The following is a 25,317-nucleotide window of genomic DNA, read 5'->3' on the forward strand; positions in this document are numbered from 1 at the left end:
AGGAGAGCCCCAATGCAACTCGCCGCGATCATCGTGTCGATGGTCCTCATGGCGGTCGGCATCGCCCTGTTCGGCCGTGCCGTCCTGCAGATCGTCCGCTTCATGATGCTCGGCCAGCCCCTCCCGGCCGGGGCCCGGACCAACGACCCCGTCCTGCGGACCATCACCGTGGCCAAGGAGTTCCTCGGCCACACCCGGATGAACCGCTGGGGCGTCGTCGGCATCGCGCACTGGTTCGTGGCGATCGGCTTCTACACCCTGCTGCTGACGATCGTGAACGCCGTCGGCCAGCTCTTCCAGGCCGACTGGCTGCTGCCGATCGTCGGCGAGTGGGCGCCGTACAACGTCTTCGTCGAGTTCATCGGCACCATGACCGTGCTCGGCATCCTGGTGCTGATCGTCATCCGGCAGCTGTCGCGGCCGGGCGGAGCGGGCCGCAAGTCCCGGTTCGCGGGCTCCAACACGGGCCAGGCGTACTTCGTCGAGACGATCATCCTCATCGTCGGTGTCTGCATCTTCATGCTGCACGCGCTCGAGGGCGCGCAGCACCACGTGGACAGCTACGAGGCCTCCTTCTTCATCTCGTACCCGGTGGTCTCCGCGCTGGAGGGCCTGGACCTCTCCACGCTGCAGAACCTCACCTACTTCTTCGCGGCGCTGAAGATCGCGGCCTCCTTCATCTGGATGATCACGGTCTCGCTGAAGACCGACATGGGCGTGGCCTGGCACCGCTTCCTCGGCTTCCCGAACATCTGGTTCAAGCGCAACGCCGACGGCGCCACCTCGCTGGGCGCGCTGCTGCCGATGACCTCCGGCGGCAAGCCGATCAACTTCGAGGACCCGGGCGAGGACGACGTCTTCGGTGTCTCCCAGGTCGAGCAGTTCTCCTGGAAGGGCCTGCTGGACTTCTCCACCTGCACCGAGTGCGGCCGCTGCCAGTCGCAGTGCCCCGCCTGGAACACGGGCAAGCCGCTCTCCCCGAAGCTGCTGATCATGTCGCTGCGGGACCACGCCCACGCCAAGGCGCCGTACCTGCTGGCCGGCGGCGGCAAGACGATGGAGGGCGAGGAGAAGGCCTCCGAGGAGCAGCTCAAGGACGTCCCCGCCGCCGCTCTCGCGGAGGCCGAGCGGCCGCTCATCGGCACCGCCGAGGAGAACGGCGTCATCGACCCGGACGTCCTGTGGTCCTGCACCACCTGCGGCGCCTGTGTCGAGCAGTGCCCGGTGGACATCGAGCACATCGACCACATCGTCGACATGCGCCGCTACCAGGTGATGATCGAGTCCGCGTTCCCGTCCGAGGCGGGCACGATGCTCAAGAACCTGGAGAAGAAGGGCAATCCCTGGGGCCTGGCGAAGAAGCAGCGCCTGGAGTGGACGAAGGAAGTCGACTTCGAGGTGCCGGTGGTCGGCAAGGACATCGAGGACCTCACCGAGGTCGAGTACCTGTACTGGGTCGGCTGCGCCGGCGCCCTCGAGGACCGTGCCAAGAAGACCACCAAGGCCTTCGCCGAGCTGCTGCACATGGCGGGCGTCAAGTTCGCGATCATGGGCGGCGACGAGAAGTGCACCGGTGACTCCGCCCGCCGCCTCGGCAACGAGCCCCTGTTCCAGGAGCTCGGCATGGAGAACGTCGCGGCCCTGAACATGGCGTTCGGCGAGGACGACGAGGACGAGTCGACGAAGAAGCCGAAGTCGGCGAAGAAGATCGTCGCCACCTGCCCGCACTGCCTGAACACGATCGGCAACGAGTACCCGCAGATCGGCGGCGACTACGAGGTCATCCACCACACCCAGCTGCTCCAGCACCTGGTGGACGAGGGCAAGCTGGTGCCGGTGACCCCGGTCGAGGGCATCATCACCTACCACGACCCCTGCTACCTGGGCCGCCACAACAAGATCTACACGCCTCCGCGCGAGATCATCGCCAGCGTCCCGGGCCTGCGGAACGAGGAGATGCACCGCCACAAGGAGCGCGGCTTCTGCTGTGGCGCCGGTGGTGCGCGGATGTGGATGGAGGAGCGGATCGGCAAGCGCATCAACAACGAGCGCGTCGACGAGGCTCTCTCCACCAACCCCGACATCGTGTCCACCGCCTGCCCGTTCTGCCTGGTCATGCTCACCGACTCGGTCAACGGCAAGAAGAACGACGGCAAGGCCAAGGAGTCGATCCAGGTCGTCGACGTCGCCCAGCTCCTGCTGGAGTCCGTCAAGACCCCGGTCGACCCGCAGGACGCGCCGGAGCCGGAGAACGAGCCGGAGCCGGAGCCGGTGAAGTAACGGCCCCTTCCGTACGACGGACGCCCCCTGCCCGACCGGGTGGGGGGCGTTCCGTCGTCATGGCCCACACTGGGACCAAGGAACCGATCGGGAAGGCTTCGGCATGATCATCTTCGGTACCAAGGGCTACCTGTACCAGCTGGCGATCCTCACGCTGGTCTGCGGACAGTGCGGCAACCCCGCCGCGCACACCCTGCGCAAGCGGGTCACCAAGTTCACCCTGTTCTTCGTGCCGCTGTTCCCGTTCTCGACGAAGTACCAGACCCAGTGCACCTTCTGCGGCGCCGAGCAGCAGCTGACGAAGGAACAGGCGGAGCAGCTCCAGGCGCAGTCCGCCGGGGGTGGTCAGCAGCCGTACGGGCAGCCGCAGCGGCAGCCGTATCAGTGACCGGCGGGCCGGGGCTGCGGAGCGCGCAGCCCGCGGGCCAGCAGACCGAGCAGCGTGGCGTTGACCAGGCCGGCGGCCGCCGTGGCGGCGCTGAAGACGGCCGTACTCAGCCACTCCACCTCCATGACGGGCGTGGCCAGGAAGAAGGCCAGGAAGCCGAGGGGGGCCGTGCTCATGACCGGCCAGATTGCGGCGAATCCCGTGTCGGGCGTCAGATAGGCCGCGTAGAGGAAGAAGCCGATCGAGGCCGCGACGGCCGCGAGGTAGCCGCGCGAGAGCCAGTTGTCCGTCGCGGGCGCCAGCAGGGCCCTGATGCTCCTTCGGCGGGGGTGCGCGGAGCGCTCCATGTCCGTTCCTTTCCTCGGCGGGTTCACGCGTGCCGCGCGGCGCGGCTGTCGCGGACGTGATGGGTGAGGGCACCGAACGCGGCGGCGTTCACCAGCGCGCACAGCAGCAGCCAGACGGCCGCGCCGGACAGGGCGAGCACCTGGGCCGCCCCGGTGGCGTCGGCCCCGGGGTCGATCGGGACGAAGATCGCCATGCTGGACCAGGGCGCCGTGAGCAGCAGCGGGAGCGAGGCCACGACGCTGTCCGGGGCGGCGAAGGCGACGCCGACGGAGGCGGTGAAGAGCGCCCAGTAGCCCCGGGCCCCCCAGTTGTCCGAGGCCAGCGCGAGCAGTCGCCGTGTTCGAGAGTCCTTGCCCATCGCGGGCCCCCCTGATGTGCGTTCCGTGGGTTGACGGTGTCCACACTGGACCGGCGCGCGCGGCCGGACATGAGTACGGGTACTCAGCGGCGGGCGACGCACCACCTACCTCTGTCGCCCTCTCTCGAACAGATGCATCATGGGGCGTTACTCCTGAGGCAGACGAGGTGCATGGTGCGCATACGGACCCGGTCCGCGGCTCTTGGCTGTTCCGGCCTGCTGCTCCTCGCCGCCTGCGGTTCCCACCCGGACACCGCGGCTCCGGCGCCCTCCCCCTCGGTCCAGGTCGCCCGCGGCCCGGCCGTCCTGCCGGTCCCCCGCGGCGACGGCAGCCGCACCCGGGACGACTTCAACGGCGACGGCCACCGCGACCTCGTCCTCGACGACCTGGTCAAGGCACAGGCGCACGCCGACGACCCCGGTATCGGCATCGTCTACGGCGGCACCCGCGGACTCGTCCCCGGCACCCGGCAGTTGCTCGACCCCGAGCGGAACGCCGCCGCCGTCGACGGCCGGCTCCCCGCCCTCTTCGACGCCGAGGAGAGCTGCGACCTGGACGGCGACGGTTTCACCGACCTGCTCGTCTCCACCGATCCGCCCTACGACGGCCAGGGGCGGCCCCCGGTCCCGCTCCAGGTGCTGTTCGGCTCCCCGAGGGGCCTGACCGGCAAGGCCGTCACCCTCGTCGTCCCGGTCCGGGCCCGCGTCGGCAACGACTGGCCCGATTACCCGGTGTGCGGCGACTTCGACGGGGACGAGGCCGCCGACCTGGTCCTGCACGCCTCGGGCGGCCGACTGAGCTTCCTGCGCGGCCCGTTCGACCGCGAGGGCGCTCCCAGGGCCGCCACCGCGCCGGTCGCCGCACCGGGCAACGTCCCCACCGGCCCGGCCGCGGACGTCGACCGTGACGGCTACGACGACCTGCTCGTCCGTACCGCCGAGGGCACCGGTCCGGCCGCCGTCGTCCTCGGCGGACCGGACGGCCCGGCCGGTGCGGGCGCCGTCCTGCCCGCCGGGATCGACGTCGCGCTCGGCTCCTTCGGCAAGGGCGCCGCATTGGACGCGGCCGTCGGGGCCATGGGGGAAACGTCCCTGCGCTACGACCTGCCCGCGGCCGTGCGCGGCACCCTCGACTCCCCCGGCTCCATGCTGGACGCCGCAGACTTCGACGGGGACGGACTGAGCGAGCTGGTCTCCAGCGGCTCCCGGCTGCGGCTCTTCCCCGGCCGCACGGCGGGCCCCTCCCCGGACGGCGTCGTGACCGTCGAGCCGCCCGCGACCGGCACCACCCGCGTGCTGTCGGTCGCCGATCTCGACGGCGACGATCTGGCCGACCTGACGGTGCGGACGTATCGGAGCGAAACGCGCGACACCATCGCCGTCTACCCGGGACGGAAGAAGGGCCTGATCGCGCGCGAACCGGCGGTCACCTTCTCCACCGCCGCCTTCCTGAGCCACTGACGCACCACCGGCTCGCAGATGGTTCAAATATTTACCGAACTCACGTACAACCCTTGGTCATCCTTGCGGGTCTTGTGATCGCCGACCGAGGCGTGCACCCCGGGCCAACGCCCGGACGACGTGCCCGGCCGCACCCCATTGACTGCCGATGCCCCGCCAGGCATCCCGCATGCAGCAGGAGAACCCGCATGCACCAGACGCTGCGACTCGCCCTCGCGACGGCCACCGCCGCCGCTCTGACGGGCGGTCTGCTCACGTTCACGGCCGCGACCGCGACGGCCGCGGACTCCACCACCGTCGCGAAGGCCGACTTCAACGGCGACGGGGTCGGCGACGTCGCCTTCTCCGCGAGCGACGCCTACGTCAACGGCAAGAAGGGCGCCGGGCAGCTCGTCGTCCTCTACGGCTCGACCTCCGGTGTCTCCGCCACCAAGCGCGTCACCGTCAGCCAGAACACCACCGGCACCCCGGGCACCGCCGAGACCGGCGACGCCTTCGGCATCGACACCGCCTTCGCCGACTTCAACGGCGACGGCTACGACGACATCGCCGTCGGCTCCCCGGGCGAGGACATGGGCGGCGACACCGACGGCGGCTCCCTCGCGATCCTGTGGGGCTCGGCCTCCGGCATCACCGGAAAGGGCGTCACCGTCGCCGACCCGGCCGCCTCCTCGCACGACTTCTGGGGTGGCAACCTCGCCGCGGGCGACTTCGACGGCGACGGCAAGGCCGACTTGGCCGTCGGCGCGAACAGCGCCACCGTCCACGTCCTCAAGGGCGGCTTCTCCGCCACCGGCGCCCCGGGCAGCCGCTCCACCGTCAAGCCCCCGATCATGGGCTCGGACGCGGGCGGCCCGATGAACCTGACCGCCGGTGACGTCAACGGCGACGGCCGCACCGACCTGGTCGTCGACGGCTACGAGACGCAGACCCAGTACGGCTGGAACACCAACTACTTCATCCCCGGCTCCTCCGGCGGCCTGACCACGTCCGGCATCCAAACCCTCAAGCCCGGTGTCATCACCGCGATCGGCGACATCGACCAGGACGGCTTCGGCGACATCGTCAGCGGCGCCTACTGGAACAACACCACCTCCGACGGCACCGCCGTCCCCAACTCCGCCAAGGGCGGCAAGGTCTGGGTGACCTACGGCACGGTCGACGGCCCCGGTACCGCCACCGGCATCACCCAGGACACCGGCAACGTCCCCGGCACCTCCGAGGGCAACGACTACTTCGGCCACGAGCTGGACCTCGGCGACATCAACGGCGACGGCTTCCTCGACCTGGCGATCGGTGTCGCGGGCGAGAACATCGGCTCCGCCACCAACACCGGAGCGGTCACCCTCCTCTACGGCGGCGCCAGCGGCCTGGACACCTCCTCGGGCGCCCAGTCCTTCGCCCAGTCCACCGCCGGTGTCCCCGGAACCGACGAGGACAACGACTACTTCGGCATGGACCTCAAGCTCGACGACCTCACCGGCGACGGCAGGGCCGACCTGATCATCGGCTCCGGCGAGAACGCGGGCGACGGCGCGGTCACCTACCTGCCGTCCAACGGCACGAAGATCACCACCACTGGTTCGAAGACGGTCTCCCCGGGCAACGCGGGCGTCTCCACGACCGGTTCGCCCTACTTCGGCGCCAACTTCGCCGACTGATCAGCCCTGTCGGTTCAGCCCTGTCGATTCAGCCGCATCGATGCAGCCGCATCGATGCAGCCGTAACACCTCATGGGGCCCGCCGGTGCGGGCCCCCCACTGGAGTCCCGTCTTGAAGCGCACCCTCGTGATCGCCGCCGCCCTCGCCACCGGCGTGCTCACCGCCCTGCCCGCCACCCCCGCCGTCGCCGCGCCCTCGGGTCTCGCAAGCGACTTCAACGGTGACGGGTACCGGGACCTCGCCATCGGCGCGATGGGCGCCGACGTCGGCTCCGCGCACAGCGCCGGTGCCGTGGTCGTGCTGTACGGCTCGTCCTCGGGGGTGCCGTCCACCAAGAAGACCGTCATCACGCAGAACTCCACCGGCGTCCCCGGCACCGCCGAGTCCGACGACCGCTTCGGCGCGAGCCTCGCCACCGGCGACCTCAACGCCGACGGCTACGCCGACCTGGTCGTCGGCTCCGAGTTCGAGAGCATCGGCGACCGGCAGGGCGTCGGCAGCGTCACCGTCGTCTGGGGCGGCTCCTCGGGCCTCAGCGGCGGCTCCGCGCTGCCGCAGCCCCCGGCGGACGAACTGGGCCAGTGGGGCGGCTACGGCCGTGGCGTCGCCACCGGCGACTTCGACGGTGACGGCAAGACGGACGTGACCGCCACCGGGCAGACCCACACCCACCTCTACCGCGGCCCCTTCACCCGCACCGGCACCCCGCTCAGCCACACCGGCGTCGGCGAGGTCGGCACCACCTACGAGGTCATCGCCGGCGACCTGACCGGCGACAAGGCGGCCGAGCGCGTGTACCCGATGCACCACGACGGCGACCCGGCCGGTGACATCCGGTACTTCCACTACGACCCCTTCGGCGACCACCCCGAAACCGACTACGCCCTGACCGCCCTGCCGAACGCCGACGGCGCCCTCGGCGCGGCCGGCGACATCAACGGCGACGGCTACGGCGACCTCGTCCTCGGCGACTACACGGCCCGCAAGGGCGGCCAGATCAGCGTCTGGTACGGCGGCCCGAACGGCCCCGACCCGCAGCAGACGCCGACCGTCGTCCACCAGGACACCCCCGGCGTCCCCGGCGCAGACGAGACCGACGACCTGTTCGGCTCCGCGGTCGACGTCGGCGACATCAACGGCGACACGTACGCCGACGTCGTCGTCGGCGCCTGGGGCGAGGACATCGGCTCGGCACGCGACGCGGGCACGGTGACCGTGCTGTTCGGCTCGGCCACGGGCCTGAGGACCACCGGCGCCACGTCGTACCACCAGAACACCGCGGGCGTGCCCGGCACCGCCGAGAGCGGAGACGCCTTCGGCCTGTCCGTGCGCCTGCTCGACCTCGACAAGACCGGCAAGGCCGACCTGGTGACCGGCGCGGGCTACGAGAACGAGAACGGCTCGATCACCTACCTGCGCGGCACCGCCTCCGGCCTCACGACCACCGGCGCCAAGTCCCTGACCGCCGCCGGCGCGGGGGTCAAGGGCTCGACCTTCGGCTGGGAGCTGGCCAAGTGACCTACAAGGAGACTCCGTTCATGACCCGACGCACGGCCTCCCTCCTCGCCGCGACCCTCCTCGCCGGCGGTCTCACCCCGCTGCTCGCGACCGCCCCCGCCAGCGCGGCGGTGGCCAAGCACTACGACGACTTCAACGGGGACGGGCATCGGGACGTCGCCTACGGCGGCTACAACGACGTCGACCGCCAGGGCGGCACCGTCACGGTCGTCTACGGCACCGCCGACGGCCCCGGCACCCGTACCCAGTTCATCCACCAGGACAGCCCCGGCATCCCCGGGACCGGCGAGGAGGACGACCAGTTCGGCGAGAGCATCGCCTCCGCCGACCTCAACAAGGACGGGTACGCGGACCTGGTAGTCGGCAACTCGACGGAGCACGTGGGCAGCGCGCAGTACCAGGGCTCGGTGACCATCGTGTGGGGTTCGGCCTCGGGCCTGTCCGGCGGTACCGCCGTCGCCCCGAAGTCCGGCGCGAAGGGCCACTTCGGCCGCGATGTCGCCACCGGCGACTTCACCGGCGACGGCTCGCCCGACCTCGCGGTGATCGGCGGTACCGAGACCTGGCTGTACCGGGGCGGCTTCACCAAGTCCGGCTCCACCGGCGGGGTCAGCGAGATCGACAAGGAAGGCGCGGGCTGGTACTCGTACGGCCTCGCCGCCGGCAAGGTCAACGGTGACGGCAGGACGGACCTGGTCGTCCTGGGCGAGCAGTTCGTGGACGGGCAGCCGGTCCAGCGCGCCTGGTTCCTCAAGGGGGCCTCGGGCGGCCTGACGTCGGGCGCCTCCAAGACGGTCGCCGCGTGGACCGCCGCGATCGGTGACTTCGACAAGGACGGCTACGGCGACATCGCCTTCGGCCGCCCCGACTCCCACGACGGCAAGGGCTCGGTCCTCGTCTGGCGCGGCACCTCCGCCGGACCGAGCGGCTCGGCGATGTACAACCAGGCCAGCTCCGGCGTCTCCGGCAGCCCCGAGGCCGACGACAACTTCGGCTACGCCCTCTCGGCGGGCGACGCGAACGGCGACGGGTACGCGGACCTCGCGGTCGGCGTCCCGCACGAGGACGTCAGCGGCAAGGAGGACCAGGGCGGGGTGCACCTCTTCCGCGGCGGCTCCGGCGGCCTGTCGGGCCTGCGCTCCTCCTGGATCCCGCAGACGGTGGCCGGGCCGGCCGACTCCCACGTCTCCTTCGGCTACACGCTGCGCCTGCGCGATCTCACCCACGACGGCAAGGCGGACCTCGGCATCGGCGGGCAGCCGTCCGTCGTCCTGCGCGGCGCCTCGGGCGGTACGACGGCGACGGGCGCCTTCGTCCTGCCGGAGTTCGGCGGCTCGTTCGCCGACTGAGCCCCCTCGAACCTCTCGAACGGAACTTGATGCGCAAGAAGACCACCCTCCTGCTGGCCACCGCCCTCACCACCGGCCTGCTCGCCGCCCTCCCCGCCGCCACCGCGTCCGCCGCGCCCTCGGGCCTGTCCGGCGACTTCAACGGCGACGGCTACCGCGACCTCGCGATCGGCGCGCCCCTCGCCAAGATCGACGGCAAGTCGAACGCCGGTTACGTCGGCGTGGTCTACGGCACCGCGAACGGCCTCGACACCAGCAGGCGCCAGGTCCTCAGCCAGGCCACGACCGGCATACCCGGCACGCCCGAGACCGGCGACCACTTCGGCGACCGCCTGACCACCGGGGACCTCGACGGCGACGGCTACACCGACATCGTGGTCGGCGTGTACGGCGAGCGGATCGGCTCCACCGACGACTACGGCACCCTGACCGTGCTGTGGGGCGGGGCCGACGGGATCAGGAGCGGCACGGACATCGCCTCGCCGCTGCCCGAGTACCGCTCCGAACTCGGCTGGTCGGTGGCGGCCGGCGACTTCGACGGGGACGGGGACACCGACCTGGCCGCGGCGAACATCTCCATGCCCGAACTGAACGTCTTCGAGGGCCCGTTCACCCGCACCGGCCAGGCGACCGAGCTCGTGGGCATCGACACCTACGACCAGACCGGCATCAACACCGACCGGATCACCGCGGGCGACGTCACCGGCGACGGCAGGGCCGACCTGCTGGTCATGGGCCAGCAGGAGATCACCGACGGCTACCGCACCCGCAGCGTCCTCTACAAGGGGTCCGCGACCGGCCTGGTGCCCGGGGCGAAGGTCGCGGGCGGCTACGACGCCGTCATCGCCGACGTGGACAAGGACGGCCACGGCGACATCGTCACCGGCAACTTCTCGGAGAAGTCCACCGACGAGCCCAACGGCGGCCTCGGCGGAGCGATCACCGTCACCTACGGCGCCGCCACCGGCCTGAGCACCCGCACCCCGGTCCGGATCACCCAGGACACGGCGGGCGTGCCCGGCACGGCCGAGAAGAACGACCGTTTCGGCTGGAGCGTCGCCGCCGGTGACACCAACGGCGACGGATACCAGGACATCGCGGTGGGCGCCGCCGACGAGTCCCTGGGCTCGAAGGCCGACGCCGGCACGGTGACCGTGCTGCGCGGCTCCGCCTCGGGCCTGACCGGCTCCGGCGCCAAGTCCTTCTCCCAGGACACCTCCGGCGTCCCGGGCACGGCCGAGTCGTACGACTACTTCGGCGACTCGGTCTTCCTGACCGACGCCAACAAGGACGGCCGCGCCGAGCTGGTCACGGGCGCCCGCGGCGAGAACTCCGGCGCGGGCGCGCTGTGGGTGCTGCGCGGCACGTCCACGGGTACGACGGCGACCGGCGCGAAGTCCTTCAGCAGCACCACGCTGGGGGGACCGTCGGGGCTGGCGTACTTCGGGACGGTGCTGGAGGGCTGACCGACCCTGACATGTCCCCTAAGGGATGTCACAGCTCGGCAGCAAAGCCGGGCCCGGACCGCCGGGCCCGGCACGTCACTCTCCGGGACCAGGTACGTTCGAAGACGTGGCTGGATTCAGGATCGGACGCGGCGGCCGGGACAACCGGGCCCCGCAAGCGCGCCCGCAACAACCTCCGTACGGGCAGCAGGGGCCGTCGGGACCGTCGTACGGCTATCCCCCGCCGCCGCAGCAGCCGTACGGCGGCGGCTACGGCGGTCAGGGCGGTGGCTACGGCGGCCAGGGCGAGCCGGAGTACTTCGGTGACGGCGGACACCACCACCCGCAGGGGCACGGCGGCGGTCCGGACCCGTACGCGGCGAACAACCCGGGCCACACCCAGGCGTTCTCCGTCCACGAGGACCCCTACAACCAGGGGCAGACCTACCACGCGGGCGCGGCCCCGGCGGCCCCGATCGGACCCCGCCTGCACTGGAAGGACCTGCTGAAGGGCATCTTCCTCGCCCCCGCGAGGACCTTCCTGCAGATGCGGGACTACGCGATGTGGGGCCCCGCCCTGATCGTGACGTTCCTCTACGGTCTGCTCGCGGTGTTCGGTTTCGACGGCGCCCGCGAGGACGCGATCAACGCGACCCTCTCCAACGCGGTCCCGATCGTGCTGACCACGGCCGTGGCGATGGTGCTGTCCTCCTTCGTCCTGGGCGTGGTCACCCACACCCTGGCCCGCCAGCTCGGCGGCGACGGCGCCTGGCAGCCCACGGTCGGCCTGTCGATGCTGATCATGTCCCTCACGGACGCCCCACGCCTGGTCGTCGCGATGTTCCTCGGCGGCGACGCGACCTTCGTCCAGCTCCTCGGCTGGGCCACCTGGGTCGCGGCCGGCGTCCTGCTGACGATGATGGTCAGCCGCTCCCACGACCTGCCCTGGCCGAAGGCGCTGGGCGCGTCGGCGATCCAGCTGGTGGCACTGCTGTCGATCGTGAAGCTGGGCACGTTCTAGTTCGTCCGGCGTTCCCGGGCGGCAGAAAGGGGCTCCCCGTGCGGGGAGCCCCTTTCCTTTCTTCTCTGTGACGTCTACTGAACGTCCACGTAGTCGCCCGCGGCGGCGACGGCCGGCGTGGTCGTCGTACCGGCGAAGTGGAAGCGGTAGTAACCGTCCGCGGAGGCGGTGACCGTGGTCTTCAGGGTGCCCGTCGAGGAGGTCGTGAGGCTCTTGACGTTGGTGTACGTGCTGGAGCCCTTCTTGCGGTACTGCAGCGTCACCTTCTGCCCGGCGTAGCCCGCGTACGTGTGGGTGTCCCAGTTGGCCCGGGACAGCTTGCCGGTGACCGTGATGGTCTTGCCCTTCTTGACCGGCTCGGGCGAGGCGTTCACGGTGAGCTTGGACAGGCGCTGCACCTTGAAGGTGCCGGCCGCGTCCCGGTGAATGTAGTCGTAGTCGGTGGCGGAGACCAGCGTGGCGAGCCGCCAGTTGCCGGCCGCGCTGTTGCCGTTGATGGCGGAGCCCCAACCGGTGGGGTCGAACGTCAGCGTGCCCGTGCAGGTCGAGGTGGTGTCGCTCACCTCGGCGCAGGTGATCTCGCCCTCGTCGTACCAGATCTGGTCGTAGTTCGGGTTCGGACCGTACGCGCTCATGTACGTGGTCTCCTTGATGCCCGAGTCGTCCGACGCGGTCACGGTGACCTTGGCCTTGACCACGTTGCTGACGCCGACCACGACCGGCTTGCCGCCGTTGATGACGACCTTGTCGATCGTGATGTCGCCGCTGCCGCCGTCCTCCGCCTGTGCGGTACCGGCACCTGCGCCGGTGGCGACCAGCGCGGTGCTGGTGGCGAGCAGGGCAAGGCGCAGGCGCATGGGTGTGCGCATGAAGTGTGTCCCCCCACGGGATGTCGTGATGACGTGCGCGATCAGACGCGACCGCAAGATCGTACGGGAGCCCTCGTCAGAGCGCTTCCCTATTTTCCCTGGCCGCTTCCCCGGCCTTGTGGACGGGCGGAAGGACGGACCACGGGAAGTTGATCCAGTCGTCGGTGCGCTTCCACACGTACTCGCACTTCACGAGGGAGTGGGACTTCTCGTAGATGACGGCGGAGCGGACCTCGGCGACGTGGTCGAGGCAGAAGTCGTGCACCAGCTTGAGCGTCTTGCCCGTGTCGGCGACGTCGTCGCAGATCAGGACCTTCTTGTCGGAGAAGTCGATCGCGTTGGGGACGGGCGCGAGCATGACGGGCATCTCGAGGGTGGTCCCGACGCCGGTGTAGAACTCCACGTTCACGAGGTGGATGTTCTTGCAGTCCAGGGCGTAGGCGAGCCCGCCGGCGACGAAGACGCCGCCACGAGCGATGGACAGCACGATGTCGGGCGCGTACCCGTCATCGGCGATCGTCTGGGCCAGCTCACGAACGGCGGTGCCGAACCGCTCGTAGGTGAGGTTCTCGCGTACGGCGCTCATACCTGGGTCCTGTGGAAGTTGAGGAAGGACCGGGAGGCGGTCGGCCCCCGCTGCCCCTGGTACCGGGATCCGTACCGCTCGCTGCCGTACGGGGACTCGGCGGGCGAGCTGAGCCGGAACATGCACAGCTGGCCGATCTTCATCCCGGGCCACAGCTTGATGGGGAGCGTGGCGAGGTTGCTCAGCTCCAGCGTGACGTGACCGGAGAACCCGGGGTCGATGAACCCGGCGGTGGAGTGGGTGACGAGCCCGAGCCGCCCGAGGGAGGACTTGCCCTCCAGCCGGGAGGCGAGATCGTCGGGCAGGGTGATGACCTCGTAGGTGGAGGCGAGGACGAACTCCCCGGGGTGGAGGATGAAGGGCTCGTCGCCCTCGGGCTCCACGAGCCGGGTCAGATCGGCCTGCTCGACGGAGGGGTCGATGTGCGGGTACCGGTGATTCTCGAACACCCGGAAGAGGCGGTCCAGCCGTACGTCGATGCTGGACGGCTGCACCATGGATTCGTCGTAGGGATCGATCCGCACCCGCCCGGCGTCGATCTCGGCCCGGATGTCCTTGTCTGAGAGAAGCACGTCCCGAGGATACGCAAGGCGCGCGGGCCGACCACCATCGGACGGCACCGCGCGCCTGGCTGTCTGTGCCTGCTGCCGCTCTACCGCTTCACCGCTTCTGCAAGATCACGGGAACGACACTGCGAAGCCGGGCACAGCGCGGACACCGGACGAGCCGTCCGGGACCGAGCCGCTCGGCCTGCTGCATCGGGAACGAAGCGGTGCTGAACACGTGCCCATCGGCACATCGGACGACGGTGCGCTCCATCAAGTCCTCTGAGTCCCTTCCCCAAGAGCCGCACCCGGCTGCTGCCCGCCGGGCGACGAAAGGCCACATTACGGGATGAAAGGGACGGCTCTCCAGGCGGCACTCCGGTCCCGCCCGGACCCTCTCCCACCCCTTCACCGTACGCCCCAACTCCGGCCCCCCGCAGCCGCATCCCACCCCTGAAACACCGTCAGGCCCCCGGTCCAGAACACCAGGGGCCTGCCATGAGGTACAGTGAGCGAGCATTCGGACACCGACTCCGCTCGGCGTCTTACGCGGGTGTAGTTTAATGGTAGAACATCAGCTTCCCAAGCTGAGAGCGCGAGTTCGATTCTCGTCACCCGCTCCATGGAGAAGGCCCAGGTCGTCGACCCGGGCCTTTTTTGCTGTCCGTGGTGATCCGCTGTCTCGGGGCAGATCCGTGCCGGGACACTGAAGCGGTCTCGGTGTCAGGGGGAGTTCTCCGGCTGATGGGGCGGGGACTGTTTGCGTACTGCGCGCCAGCGGGACCGGGTCTGTTCGACGATGCTGTCCCACTGGCGGCGGACTTCGTCCTGGGACGGGCGTCGGCCGTGCCGGATCCGGAGGAGTTCGTCTCGTACTTCCCTGCCCAGGGCCGCTGATGCGACGAGGACGAGCATGGCGCCGAAGAGGGCCGAGGCCATCCCGAAGACCGCGCCGGCCGCGCCGTAGCGCGAGGCGTAGGAATTGAACAGGGGTGGCAGGTAGACGGTCGCGGCCACCGAATAGGCCGCGGACAGGACGGCCGCGGACACCGCGAACGGGAGCAGCGCTGCCCCGGTGACCCGTTTCGCGGAGAGGATCCGGCCGCTCCAGGTGAGGAAGGCCGTGGTCACCGGGACCTCGCACACCGCGGCCGCCAGTCCCAGGCGTCCGCCGCCCAGAACCACGTAGAGCCATCCGATCACCGCGGTGTAGAGGCTGAGTGCGCAGATCCACCACAGACCGTTGCGTGTGTTGCGTACGCCTAGCGGCTTCAGTTCCCAGGTCTGCTCGAACAGCCGCTGCATGGTCCGGGAGAAGCTCAGCACCGAGATGGCCAGGAACACCGTCCCGAAGACACCGACGCCGTCAGTCGTGGATTCGGCGGAGAACACCGCCCGGACGGCTTCAGCACCCCCGCCCGTGAGCCCGTAGCGGCTGATGATCCGGTCTGCGGATTCTCCGCCGAAGACGGCGCCGCTCAACACCGCCAGCGGGATCAGCGCGGTCAGTGCGCCGGAGGCCAGAGCCATCGAGCGGTCGAAGCCCGCGATCTTCTGGAACCGGTTGATGACGCGCAGCATGAACGCAGGACGCAGCCAGAATGTCAGCGTTCTGATGAGCCGCTCGCGGTTGATGCCCGCCGTGCCGCCCTCCGTCGATCAAGGGTCGTATGTGGCGAGGTGAGCCTAGAGGACCTTCGTTCGCGAAGCGGTGGGCGACACAGGAACCGGGCGGTAGGTGACGGCCGTCGGGCACGGCTCGGCCTTCGTGGGTCGCTCTGGTCGACGTCGTGGTCTGGGACGGTCATCGTTCGCGGCTCATGAGGCACCGGCGTAGCGTCGGGGAAGGGGGGTGGTCTTCGTCCGGGAATCGAGGAGCCCTGCCATGAGTGTGCTGGTGCAGAACTACGCGGCGAACTGGAATCAGGAGCTTTACCAGCAAGCGTTCGAGCGAGCGATTCCGGATCCCGCGAATCCGCCCGCGGGGCTCATCGCGCACTTCGCCGCGCCGGGAGAGACCGGCGGCTGGCAGGTCGTCGACGTCTGGGAGACGGAGGAGGCCTTTCGGAGCTTCCTGGAGGAGAAGGTCATCCCCGCGGCGAAGGAGATCGGCGCGCCTCCTTTCGACACGTCGGTCGTCGAGGCCCACAACATCCTCATCCCGTAACGGAGTAACGGCTGCAGGCCTGGTTCGCGCCGGTTTCCAGTTGGCGCGGCGGCGGTGTGTGGGGAGTGGGGCGGCTTACGGTGATGTGGTGCGACTTGTGCCCAGATGGGCCCTGTTCTCGTCGGTGTGTGCGCCGGTCCTGCTGATCGGGGGCTGGACGATCGCGGCACTCCTGGAGGGGCCCGCCTATGACCCTGTTACGCAGACGATCAGCGTCCTGGCGGCCTACGGGGCCGCGGGGTTCTGGGTGATGACCGGCGCGCTGCTCGCCCTCGGGGTCTGCCATCTGCTGACCGCCTGGGGGCTCCGCGCGGCCGCGCCCGCCGGGCGGGTCGCGCTGGCCGGTGGTGGCGTGGCGGCGCTGGCGGTGGTGCTGCTCCCGGCGCCGAGCAGCGGGGGTTCCCTGCGTCATGGCTCGGTCGCCGCGGTCGGCTTCGTGCTGCTGGCCGTCTGGCCGGTCCTGGCCGCCCATCGCAGCGAAGCGGCGCCTTGGGGATTACGGCCCGTGCCCTCCCGGACGGCGACCGCCCTCATGGGCGTCGGGGCGGCCTGGTTCATGTTCGAGATACAGCGTCAGGGCGCCGCCGGTGTCGCCGAGCGTTTCGTGACAGCCCTTCAGTCCCTGTGGCCCTTCGTGGTCGTGGTCTCCTGCCTGCGTCATCCGCAGCCGGGCCAGGGTGAGGACGCGGGCTCGGCCTAGGCCGACCGGGTCTGCGGCCCGTGGTGGGAGGTCCTCGACGGGGAGGGCCGGGAGGGGGCGGGCGGTTTCCGTACCGTAGCGGCGCCCCGCGAGGCCGGGCATAGGGCGCGGCCCTGGTGCCGGGCCACGAGGGGCGGGCGGTTTCGGTGCCGTAGCGGCGCCCCGCGAGGCCCGGGCATAGGGCGCGGCCCATGGTGCCGCCCGCTGGGTGGGGGTCCACAGCCAGGTCGGCGGAGCCGGTCACTTCGGCCGAGGGCCCCGCCACGGCGAGTGCGCACTCCGTGCGGGGCCCATGGGGACGGGTGTGTCCCGGGCGGACGCGCGGGCTCTCGCTCACCGGCCGACCCCGTTGAGGGATCGGGGCCGACCGGTGACGCGCCCTTCCGTTCCGCCCGGGTTCGTTGCCGCGTGACGACGTCCAACCCTGGGTCCGGCGCCGCTCGACGGCATCGTGCCCCGGGTCATTGCCGCCCCACGGCCATCCCAGCCCGGGCCGGCGTCGCACGACGGCGCCCAACCCAAGCCCGGTGACGCTCCCGTCAGCCCAAGCCCGACGACGCGCCCGTCCGTCCCGCCCGGGACCGTTGCTGCGGCACGGTGTTCTGCCCGCGCCCGGCGTCGCACGACGGCGCCCAACCCAAGCCCGGTGACGCTCCCGTCAGCCCGAACCCGGTGACGCTCCCGTCAGCCCGAACCCGGTGACTCGCGCGTCCCGCCCGGGCCCGTTGCCGCGGGACAAGGCGGTGGTCTGGCCCGGGGCCTGCGGTCGGGTCAGTGGGTCATGCCCGGGTTCTCCGGGCGGATGCGGCCGCGCCAGCCGCCCGTGTGGCTGCCGCCGCCCTCGATGTAGTCCTTGAAGCGGTGCAGGTCGCCCTTGACCCGGCGGTCGATCATGCCGAGGGCGTCCGCGCCCTTCTCCGCCATTCCGCTCGGTTCGACCTCCATGGTCAGTTCCACCCGGGTGTGGGTGTCGTCCATGCGCTCGAAGCGGACCGAGCCGCGCTGCTGCGTGTCGCCGCCGACCGTCCGCCAGGTGATCCGGTCGTCCGGCATCTGGTCGACGATCTCCGTGTCGAACTCGCGGTGTACGCCGCCGATGCTGGTGGTCCAGTGGTTGTGCCGGTCGTCGACCTGCCGGACCTCGTCCACGCCTTCCATGAAGTTCGGGAACTCCTCGAACTGCGTCCACTGGTCGTACGCCATGCGCAGCGGGACCTCGACCTCGACCATTTCCTTGACCGTGCTCATCAGAGCCTCCTTGTCGGCTCGTCGCCGTACCTTTGCGATGCGCCGGGTACCCGGAAGGGCGAACGTAAAAGATCGCCCGAGGGGAACTCGGTGGCCATGAGAAATACCGACGCGCAGTTTCAGGGGTCCTACTGGCTGGAGACCGCGCCCGCCGGGGAGCCCGCTCCCCCGCCCGCCGGTGATCTCACCGTCGACGTGGCCGTCGTCGGCGCGGGCATCGCGGGCCTCAGTACGGCCTGGGAGCTGGCGCGGCGAGGATGTGACGTCGCCGTGCTGGAGGCGGGGCGGATCGCCGCCGGGGTCACGGGGCACACGACCGCCAAGCTCACCGCTCTGCACACCCTCGTCTACGACCGGCTGCGCCGTACCCGGGGCCCCGAGGGCGCCCGGCTGTACGCGCGCTCCCAGAACGAGGCGATCCGGCACGCCGCCGGGATCGTGGACGAGCTGGGCATCGAATGCGAGTGGGAGGAGGCGGCGGCCTTCACCTACGCCGAGGACGCGCGCGGCGTCGAGGAGCTGCGGGCGGAGGCGGAGGCGGCGCGGGAGGCGGGGCTGCCGGCCGAGTTCGTCACGGAGACGGGGCTGCCCTTCCCCGTGGCCGGGGCCGTCCGGGTCGGCGGGCAGGCCCAGTTCCATCCGCGGAAGTACCTGCTCGCCCTCGCGGACGATCTGCGGCGGCGAGGAGGCTCGGTCCACGAGGGCACCCGGGTCGTGGGACTCACCGAGGGGGAACCCTGCGTGCTGTCCACCGACGCCGGGGTCTCGGTGCGCGCCCGCGATGTCGTGATCGCCACGCACTACCCCGTCTTCGACCGGGCCCTGCTCTTCACCCGGCTGTCGCCGCGCCGGGAACTGGTCGTGGCGGGGACCATCGACGAGGCACGGGCCCCTCGCGACATGTACATCACCCCGGAGCAGGGCACCCGCTCCGTCCGCTCGGCGCCCCTCGGCGACGGCGAACGGCTGCTGATCGTCACCGGGGAGCACTTCACCCCGGGCTCCGCCGACGTCGACGAACGGTTCGCCCGGCTGACCGCCTGGGCCGAGGAACGCTTCCCCGGAGTCTCCCTCACCCACCGCTGGGCCACCCAGGACAACGACTCCACCGACTCCGTCCCCCTCGTCGGCCGGTTCCACCCCGGCAGCCGCCACACCTACGTGGCGACCGGGTTCGGCGGCTGGGGCCTGAGCGGCGGCATCATGGCGGGCCGGCTGCTGGGCGACCTCGTGACCGGACGCGGCGTCGAGTGGAGCGACCTCTACGATCCCCGCCGACTGGCCTCCGTGGTGCGCGAGGGCGGGACGTTCCTCAAGCACCAGGCCCAGGTGGCCCGGCACTTCGTCGGCGACCGGATCCCCTCGCTGAGCGGGCCCGCGCCGGAGGACATTCCACCGGGCGACGGGGCCGTGGTCCGGGTGGGGGCGGGGCACTGGGCCGTGCACAAGGACGAGAACGGCCAGCTCCGGGCGGTCTCGGCCCGCTGTACCCACCTCGGCTGCCTGGTGGCCTTCAACCGCGCGGAACAGGCCTGGGAGTGCCCGTGCCACGGCTCCCGGTTCGCCCCGGACGGAGAGATCCTCCAGGGGCCCGCCGTACGACCGCTCAAACGGCACGATCTCTGAGGCGCTTTTCAGGCCGGAGCCGAGGGGAACCCGGTGCCTGAGCATGAGAGGAGCGTGCGCGATGACGACTCCTGACCCGGAACCCAGGAGGACCCCGGGGCTCGAACCGGGTGGCGAGGTGCCCCCGGGCGAGACACCGCCCTCCGAAGGAGGCACGTACGGCATCTCGCATCCCGAGCCGCCCGAGCTGCGCAAGGGATGGGGGCCGATGCCCATCGTCCTGATCATGGTGCTGGTGTTGCTGGTCGTGATCGGGCTGATCGCGATGGCGGTGCTCTTGTGACCTCGGAAGGGCGCCCCCCGGGTCGGTGACCCGGGGGGCGCTCTCGGTGGTCACGGCGTCGCTGCGGACATCAGCAGGTGCCCTGGATCCAGCGGTTGGCCTCGCCCTGGTCGTTGGCCACCTTGTCCCAGGTGTTGCCCCAGCCCTTGTCCAGGCAGAAGGAGTTGCCGCCCCAGCCGTTGTCGCTGAAGATCTCCACCGAGCTCCACGAGCTCCCGGTGCCGTTGTTGTACCAGGAGGAGTCCTCGTGGGCGATGAAGCGGTTCTCGGTGTTCGACCAGATGGGGTTGTCGTACTGGAACTTGGCGATGCCGACGTCCTGGAGGTCGTAGTTGATCCCCTTGTAGACGCACAGGAACCCGGGGGGGCAGTTGCCCGGGTCCCGCTGGCTGTAGGTGGGGGTCGTGCCGCCGGCCTGGGCGGTGGTGGCGGCGATCGGGATGAGGGCAGAGGCGAGGGCCAGGCCCAGCAGGGCGCGCTTGCTCGTACGCATGGTGTTCTCCTGGTGGTGGGTTTTCCCCGGGCGGCGGCATGCGCGCCGGGGCCCGCGCCCGGGCCGAGGGCGGCCGGGCGCGAAGGCTGGTTGGAGTCGATCAGGCTGCGCCGGTGACCGTGCGGGCCCGGTCCAGCGCCGTCGTGACGGCCTCGGTGTAGTAGCGGGTCTGACGGGCGAACTCGTGGTGGGCGGCGTACCGCACGTGCTGCCGTTGCAGGCTCGCGCCGGTCCTGGCGAGGCCCGCCGCGCGGTTGCACTCGGCGTCGGCGACGGCGACGGTCACCTCCCGCTTCCAGGCCTTCTCGGCGGAGCGGTCCCGGTTCTCCTTCGCCACGGCGCCGATGGCGTCCGAGGAGCTCGGGTAGTGCAGGCCCCGCTCCCGCATGCAGGCGCGCCAGTCGGCCAGTGCCTCGGTGTACGCCTCTTCGGCGACCACGTCGTCGTAGGTGACGTACTCCAGGTTCACCACGGCCGCCTTGGCCTCGGTCCACCGGCGCAGGTCGCCGTAGAGCTCCCGGCGGGCGTCGGCCTGGCAGCCGTCGGCGCTGGTGAAGATCTGACCGCGGCCGGGCGCCGGTACGACGATGGCGGCACGGTCGGTTCCGTTCAGAGCGCGGTCGAACGCCGCCTGGCGCTCGGCCGGGAGGGACGCGAGTTACCGGGCCTGGGTGCCCTTCTCGGCCGCGGCCTTCCCGCCACCCCCCTCAACGGCCCCGTCCGCGACTCGAGCCGCCTCGGCCAGGCCGTACCCGTGGCGGCGGGCCCAGGCGACGTCGTCCAGGCCGAAGCTCCGCTCGGGAGCCTGCGTGCGCGGGCCGCCCGGGTCGAGCCGGTACTGGAAGCCCTGGTCGCGCATGCAGTCGGCGATCAGCCGCTCCTCCGCCGTGCCGAGGAGCCTGCGTTCCCCGTCGGTCAGTTCGGTGCGCAGCGGGCCGCCGGTGTCCTCGGCCGGCCGGTCGGCGGCGGAGCAGGCGGTGACGAGCAGCAGGCCCGTCACGGCGAGCGTGCGGAGCAGAGCCTTTCCGCTCATCGGAACTCCATCCCGTGTCGTCGAGTGCGGTCGAACGCTGCGGAACGTATCCGGGGCGCGGCCCGGCGCGTCATCCGGAAGTTCGCGGAATGACGCCCCGCGTGACGGTGGGGTAGAGGCCTTCGGACCCGGTCCGGGATGGCGCCGACCAGTCACGACACCCCGTCAACTTCCGGATGTCGCGCGCCCGGTCGGCGCCGTAGCGTCCCCACGCCACCTGCGGCCGTACGCGGCCCAGGACCCGGAGCCGAAAGGGGAACCCCCACTTGACCAGTCCCACCACCCGCCCGCGCCGACTCGGCGCCGTCGCCGCCGTCCTCGCGCTCGCCGCGACCGTGCCGGCCCTGACCGGGTCGGCACAGGCCGCCGCCCCGGCAACGGCGGCCGCCCCCTCCGCACGGGCCGAGGTGCCCGCGGGCGTCACCGCCGGAGTCGCCGTCTTCGATCGCACGACCGGCGCCTTCACCGAACGGCTCAACGAGAACCTGCAGTTCCGCTCGGCCTCGGTCGTGAAGCTGCTCATCGCCCTCGACTACCTGCGCGACCGCGACCCCCGCACCCTGCCCACCGCCGACCGCACCCGGCTCGACGCGATGCTGCGCAGCAGCGACGACAACGCGGCCAGTTACTACTGGAAGGCCGGGGGCCGTACGGCGGTCATCGACCGGACGGTGACACGGCTCGGCCTGACCGACACCGCCAACCCGCCCGCGGGCTACGAGGACTACTGGGGCTATGTGGCCCTGTCGGCCGCCGACACCGTACGGATCTACCGGTACGTCCTGGACACCGCCGCCGCGCCGGTGCGCGACTACGTGATGGGCAACCTGCGGCAGTCGACGCGCTGTGGAACCGACGGGTTCGACCAGCAGTTCGGTATCGCCGGCTCCTTCCAGCGGCCGTGGGCCGTCAAGCAGGGGTGGTCCGGCTTCGGCGACTCCGGCGCGTGCACGCCGAAACCCGCCACGACCGTCCCGGCCGCGTCGGCCGAGCGGTCAGCGCCGAAGTCCGCGCCGCGCGCCGCCGCGGGCGTCGACCTCACCCGGGAGGCGCTGCACAGCACCGGCACGGTCGGGCCCGACGACCGCACGATCGTCGCCGTGTTCACCCTGCACCCCGACGGCACCCCGTACGGCAAGGCGTACACGGACCTGGGCAGGCTCACCCGCTCCCTCGACGTGCCCGGCGCGGTCCGCCCGGCGGGCACCTGGTTCGGCACCTGGAGCTCGGGCGTGAACGTGCGCCCCCGGCCGACCACCGTCGACTCGGCGCCGCTGACGAGCCTGCCGGCGGGCGTCGAAGTCCTGGTGAGCTGCCAGAAGTCGGGACAGGAGGTCAGCATTCCGCCATACACGAACACGTGGTGGGCCTACCTCCCCCAGTACGGCGGGTACATGACCAACATTTACATCAGCTCGCCCGGCAACCAACTGCCCGGCGTGCCCCTCTGTTCCTCGTAGAAGGCACCGGACAGCGGCCGCTGAAGCCCTCCGGCGGAATCCGGCCACCGGGCACGCGATCGAGTCCCGCCGGATACCCCCCGGGGCTACGATGCGGCGCGGCCGCTGACCAGGCCGAAAGCGGGGAAGGAAAATCTGCCCATGAGCGGCATACTGATCCATCTGCCGTCAGCCCATCGCACCGAACCGGCGACGACCCTGCGTCTGGGGCCGGGGGAGGCGGCGCGCTTCGGCCGGGGCACGAAGACGCATCCGGTCGAACTGCTGCTGCCCGACCCGGCCGTCTCCCGGCTCGCCGGGGAGGTCCGGGTCACGGAGGACCACTGGCAGCTCACCAACTACTCCACCACCCACAGCTATCTCGTCGAGAACCCGGAGGGCGCCGGGGAGTACCTGCGGGTGCCGCCGCGCCGCTCGGGGGCGCCGATCCCCTTCGAGTTCGCCCGGGTGGTCCTGCCCACCCGGGGCTCGACGGTCAGCTTCCAGGTGTTCGCCCCGGACCACGTCTACCTCGACGCGGACGATCCCGGCGGCGCCTGGGGCACCCGTACCGTCAACGCGTACTCCCTGGACGAGACCGCCACCTACTTCCTCGTCCTGGTGGCCCTGTGCGAACCGCGACTGCGCGACGAGTCGGCCGTCAGTGTGCCGACCACCCCGCAGGTCGTGGACCGCATCCGCAGCCATCCGGCGCTGTCCCGGCTGACCGCGCGGGCGGTCACCTCCCACATCGACTACCTGGCGGAGCAGAAGCTGCGGGTGCGCGGACCGCAGGACGCCGTCGAAACGGGCGGCGCCCGGCGCACCGGCAAGCGTGAGGCCGTGGTCGGGGTCGCGCTGCGCTTCGGCCTGGTCCGCGAGGAGCACCTGGCGCTGCTGCCGCCCCGCTCCCAGGACCTTTCGTTCCCGGAACCGGCACCGTCGGGGGGCCACCGGTGAGCGGGACGGAAGAGACGTACGACGAGAGGACGGGCGGGACGGGCGGGAGCGGCGGGACGGGCGACGGCGGGAGAACCGGCCGTATCCCCCCGGGCTTCCGGGTCGGCCGCTGGGAGGTCACCGAACCCATCGCCGACGGGGGTTGGGGCCGCGTCTACGAGGGCCGTGACACCGAGGACCCCGAGCCGGAACGGCGGGTCGCGCTGAAGTTCCTGCCGACCTCGGGGCTGGCCCCCCGGCAGGCCGAGCGGATCGCGGAGACGGCGCGGCGGGAGATCGAGTTCGGCAGTCGGGCCCACCACCCCCGGCTGATGCGGCTGCTGGACTCCGTGGTGCTCGGCGACTGCGAGGTGCCCGGACTCGACGGTGCCGTCGTGCTGGTCATGGAGCGGGCCGAGAGCAGCCTCCAGGATCTGCTGGACGCCGCCGACGGCGGCCCGCTGCCGGACGCCGACCGGCTGCTGACCGAGATCTGCGAGGGCCTGGCCCATCTGCACCGGCTCGGCTGGGTGCACGGCGACCTGAAGCCGGACAACGTGCTGATCATGGCGGACGGTTCGGTACGGCTGTCCGATTTCGGCCTCACCGCCGAACTGGAGGGCACGCGCGGCACCCACGGCTGGATCCCGCCCCTCGGCTCGCCCGACTACCTGCCGCCCGAGCGCTGGCGGGCCCCGCTGGACGAACGCGGGGTGCAGGTGCGGCCCACGGCCGACGTCTGGGCCCTCGGTGTGATGATCCACCAGGTGTTCACCGGGGGCGCCTCGCCCTTCCCCGGGGCCACCTTCACCTCCCGGGCCTCGGCGGTCCAGGAGTACGCCGAGGGCAGGGCGCCGCTCCGACTGCACGTCGTGGTGCCGGAGTTCTGGCGCGCCCTGGCCGCCGACTGTCTGCTGCCCGCCCACACCGACCGGGCCGAACACACGGCCGAGAGCCTGCTGGACCGCGTCCGGGCCGCCGGGCCCGGGGACGGCCGCCCCGCCGGCCGTCCGCGCACGGCCAAGCGGTCCGCCGCGCTCGCCGCCGGCGCCGCCCTGGCCGTGCTCGGCGCGGGCGGCGCCGCCTGGTGGCAGTGGGGACCCTCCGACAACCGCGACCCCGGGCGTACGGCGCAGCAGGCGCGGCTGACCGTGTACAACGCCGACGACAAGTGCCGCGCCCGCACCGACCGGCACCCCGAGTGCAGCCTGGGCCTCGCCATCGACCCCACCTTGCCGTACGTCCTTGACAACGTTGTGCGCACGCGGGTGTGGCACGGCGAGACCCTGGTCGTCGAGTGCGGCCTGGAGCGCGGCGTCCCCATCACCGACGAGGCGGGCGTCCGCTCGTCACGCTGGTACCGGGTACGGCTGCCGAAGGCCGAGAAGGGACCGGAGACCCTGCGCACCACGGCCTGGCTGCCCGACGTACGGACCAGGAGCCATCCGTCCGTCCCGGCCTGCGCCGGCTGATCAGGAGCACTTGGTGGTGACGCCGCCGGTCTCGTCGCCCTTGAGGTAGATGCCGCTGACGTACCCGACGCCGCCCGCGTTCAGCGG

The 25,317-nt window shown here is 71.3% G+C and carries 25 protein-coding genes and 1 tRNA gene; 16 read left to right on the forward strand and 10 right to left on the reverse strand.

Annotated features, from left to right (window positions below; translation table 11 throughout):
• The first annotated feature begins 12 nt into the window (after window positions 1-12).
• Both ACWDRW_RS32025 and ACWDRW_RS32030 read left to right on the forward strand, forming a co-directional pair.
• The gene (locus tag ACWDRW_RS32025; RefSeq protein ID WP_451729282.1) at window positions 13-2,280 is read left to right on the forward strand and encodes a (Fe-S)-binding protein; all 2,268 of its coding nucleotides are present in this window, start codon (window positions 13-15) and stop codon (window positions 2,278-2,280) included.
• 103 nt (window positions 2,281-2,383) lie between these two features.
• Window positions 2,384-2,668, forward strand: a complete 285-nt coding sequence (locus ACWDRW_RS32030) for a zinc-ribbon domain-containing protein (protein ID WP_451729284.1) — start codon at window positions 2,384-2,386, stop codon at window positions 2,666-2,668.
• On the opposite strand, the gene ACWDRW_RS32035 is transcribed toward ACWDRW_RS32030, so the two are convergent.
• Window positions 2,662-3,015, reverse strand: coding sequence for an SCO4225 family membrane protein (locus ACWDRW_RS32035; protein WP_451729286.1), 354 nt, complete (start codon window positions 3,013-3,015; stop codon window positions 2,662-2,664). The genes ACWDRW_RS32030 and ACWDRW_RS32035 overlap by 7 nt on opposite strands.
• A gap of 23 nt (window positions 3,016-3,038) precedes the next feature.
• On the reverse strand, window positions 3,039-3,374 hold the full coding sequence (locus ACWDRW_RS32040; protein WP_451729289.1) for an SCO4225 family membrane protein: 336 nt from the start codon (window positions 3,372-3,374) through the stop codon (window positions 3,039-3,041).
• Window positions 3,375-3,545: 171 nt separating this feature from the next.
• Here ACWDRW_RS32040 and ACWDRW_RS32045 point away from each other — a divergent pair, with 171 nt between their 5' ends.
• The 6 genes from ACWDRW_RS32045 (at window position 3,546) to ACWDRW_RS32070 (ending at window position 11,830) form a co-directional block, all read left to right on the forward strand.
• Window positions 3,546-4,835, forward strand: coding sequence for an FG-GAP repeat domain-containing protein (locus ACWDRW_RS32045; protein WP_451729292.1), 1,290 nt, complete (start codon window positions 3,546-3,548; stop codon window positions 4,833-4,835).
• Between the two features lie 188 nt (window positions 4,836-5,023).
• On the forward strand, window positions 5,024-6,496 hold the full coding sequence (locus tag ACWDRW_RS32050) for a VCBS repeat-containing protein (protein WP_451729294.1): 1,473 nt from the start codon (window positions 5,024-5,026) through the stop codon (window positions 6,494-6,496).
• Window positions 6,497-6,608: 112 nt separating this feature from the next.
• Window positions 6,609-8,015 (forward strand): FG-GAP-like repeat-containing protein, encoded by a 1,407-nt coding sequence (locus ACWDRW_RS32055; RefSeq protein ID WP_451729297.1) that lies wholly within the window; start codon window positions 6,609-6,611, stop codon window positions 8,013-8,015.
• A 20-nt stretch (window positions 8,016-8,035) separates the two neighbouring features.
• Entirely contained in the window at window positions 8,036-9,364 is a 1,329-nt protein-coding gene (locus tag ACWDRW_RS32060; RefSeq protein ID WP_451729300.1) for an FG-GAP and VCBS repeat-containing protein, read from the forward strand.
• A gap of 29 nt (window positions 9,365-9,393) precedes the next feature.
• Window positions 9,394-10,830, forward strand: a complete 1,437-nt coding sequence (locus ACWDRW_RS32065; protein ID WP_451729303.1) for an FG-GAP-like repeat-containing protein — start codon at window positions 9,394-9,396, stop codon at window positions 10,828-10,830.
• A gap of 25 nt (window positions 10,831-10,855) precedes the next feature.
• Entirely contained in the window at window positions 10,856-11,830 is a 975-nt protein-coding gene (locus ACWDRW_RS32070; RefSeq protein WP_451729306.1) for a Yip1 family protein, read from the forward strand.
• A gap of 74 nt (window positions 11,831-11,904) precedes the next feature.
• Here ACWDRW_RS32070 and ACWDRW_RS32075 read toward each other — a convergent pair whose 3' ends face one another.
• From ACWDRW_RS32075 to dcd, 3 genes are all read right to left on the reverse strand, one after another.
• A complete protein-coding gene (locus ACWDRW_RS32075; RefSeq protein WP_451729308.1) occupies window positions 11,905-12,699 on the reverse strand; it encodes a calcium-binding protein in 795 nt (264 codons plus the stop codon).
• 76 nt (window positions 12,700-12,775) lie between these two features.
• On the reverse strand, window positions 12,776-13,285 hold the full coding sequence (locus ACWDRW_RS32080; RefSeq protein ID WP_451729310.1) for a phosphoribosyltransferase: 510 nt from the start codon (window positions 13,283-13,285) through the stop codon (window positions 12,776-12,778).
• Complete coding sequence (gene dcd, locus ACWDRW_RS32085; protein ID WP_451729313.1) at window positions 13,282-13,857, reverse strand: dCTP deaminase; 576 nt, start codon at window positions 13,855-13,857, stop codon at window positions 13,282-13,284. The genes ACWDRW_RS32080 and dcd overlap by 4 nt, the downstream gene beginning before the upstream one ends.
• Window positions 13,858-14,379: 522 nt before the next feature.
• On the opposite strand from dcd, the gene ACWDRW_RS32090 reads away from it, so the two are divergent.
• A tRNA-Gly gene (locus ACWDRW_RS32090) sits at window positions 14,380-14,453 on the forward strand.
• Between the two features lie 100 nt (window positions 14,454-14,553).
• Here the strand turns inward: ACWDRW_RS32090 and ACWDRW_RS32095 are convergent.
• Window positions 14,554-15,411, reverse strand: coding sequence for a hypothetical protein (locus ACWDRW_RS32095; protein ID WP_451729315.1), 858 nt, complete (start codon window positions 15,409-15,411; stop codon window positions 14,554-14,556).
• A gap of 304 nt (window positions 15,412-15,715) precedes the next feature.
• Here ACWDRW_RS32095 and ACWDRW_RS32100 point away from each other — a divergent pair, with 304 nt between their 5' ends.
• Window positions 15,716-15,997, forward strand: coding sequence for a hypothetical protein (locus ACWDRW_RS32100; protein ID WP_451729318.1), 282 nt, complete (start codon window positions 15,716-15,718; stop codon window positions 15,995-15,997).
• A gap of 88 nt (window positions 15,998-16,085) precedes the next feature.
• Window positions 16,086-16,697 (forward strand): DUF998 domain-containing protein, encoded by a 612-nt coding sequence (locus ACWDRW_RS32105; RefSeq protein ID WP_451729321.1) that lies wholly within the window; start codon window positions 16,086-16,088, stop codon window positions 16,695-16,697.
• Window positions 16,698-17,468: 771 nt separating this feature from the next.
• On the opposite strand, the gene ACWDRW_RS32110 is transcribed toward ACWDRW_RS32105, so the two are convergent.
• Window positions 17,469-17,945, reverse strand: a complete 477-nt coding sequence (locus ACWDRW_RS32110) for an SRPBCC family protein (RefSeq protein ID WP_451729324.1) — start codon at window positions 17,943-17,945, stop codon at window positions 17,469-17,471.
• A gap of 96 nt (window positions 17,946-18,041) precedes the next feature.
• On the opposite strand from ACWDRW_RS32110, the gene ACWDRW_RS32115 reads away from it, so the two are divergent.
• Both ACWDRW_RS32115 and ACWDRW_RS32120 read left to right on the forward strand, forming a co-directional pair.
• On the forward strand, window positions 18,042-19,571 hold the full coding sequence (locus ACWDRW_RS32115) for an FAD-dependent oxidoreductase (RefSeq protein WP_451729326.1): 1,530 nt from the start codon (window positions 18,042-18,044) through the stop codon (window positions 19,569-19,571).
• 61 nt (window positions 19,572-19,632) lie between these two features.
• Window positions 19,633-19,854 (forward strand): DUF6480 family protein, encoded by a 222-nt coding sequence (locus ACWDRW_RS32120; protein ID WP_451729328.1) that lies wholly within the window; start codon window positions 19,633-19,635, stop codon window positions 19,852-19,854.
• A gap of 70 nt (window positions 19,855-19,924) precedes the next feature.
• Here the strand turns inward: ACWDRW_RS32120 and ACWDRW_RS32125 are convergent, their stop codons facing one another.
• The 3 genes from ACWDRW_RS32125 to ACWDRW_RS32135 form a co-directional block, all read right to left on the reverse strand.
• Window positions 19,925-20,347 carry a peptidase inhibitor family I36 protein gene (locus tag ACWDRW_RS32125; RefSeq protein ID WP_451729331.1) on the reverse strand — a complete coding sequence of 141 codons (423 nt, stop codon included), beginning with the start codon at window positions 20,345-20,347 and terminating at the stop codon, window positions 19,925-19,927.
• 100 nt (window positions 20,348-20,447) lie between these two features.
• Window positions 20,448-20,816: a hypothetical protein gene (locus ACWDRW_RS32130; RefSeq protein ID WP_451729333.1), complete on the reverse strand. Its 369-nt coding sequence runs from the start codon at window positions 20,814-20,816 to the stop codon at window positions 20,448-20,450.
• 189 nt (window positions 20,817-21,005) lie between these two features.
• Complete coding sequence (locus ACWDRW_RS32135) at window positions 21,006-21,380, reverse strand: hypothetical protein (RefSeq protein WP_451729336.1); 375 nt, start codon at window positions 21,378-21,380, stop codon at window positions 21,006-21,008.
• A gap of 266 nt (window positions 21,381-21,646) precedes the next feature.
• Between ACWDRW_RS32135 and ACWDRW_RS32140 the strand changes: the two genes are divergently transcribed.
• From ACWDRW_RS32140 to ACWDRW_RS32150, 3 genes are all read left to right on the forward strand, one after another.
• A complete protein-coding gene (locus tag ACWDRW_RS32140; protein ID WP_451729339.1) occupies window positions 21,647-22,840 on the forward strand; it encodes a hypothetical protein in 1,194 nt (397 codons plus the stop codon).
• 141 nt (window positions 22,841-22,981) lie between these two features.
• Entirely contained in the window at window positions 22,982-23,779 is a 798-nt protein-coding gene (locus ACWDRW_RS32145; RefSeq protein ID WP_451729342.1) for a serine/threonine protein kinase, read from the forward strand.
• The gene (locus tag ACWDRW_RS32150) at window positions 23,776-25,230 is read left to right on the forward strand and encodes a serine/threonine-protein kinase (protein ID WP_451729344.1); all 1,455 of its coding nucleotides are present in this window, start codon (window positions 23,776-23,778) and stop codon (window positions 25,228-25,230) included. Before ACWDRW_RS32145 ends, ACWDRW_RS32150 begins: the two co-directional genes overlap by 4 nt.
• Window positions 25,231-25,317: the final 87 nt, after the last annotated feature.

This window comes from Streptomyces sp. NPDC003635 (genome assembly GCF_053587635.1).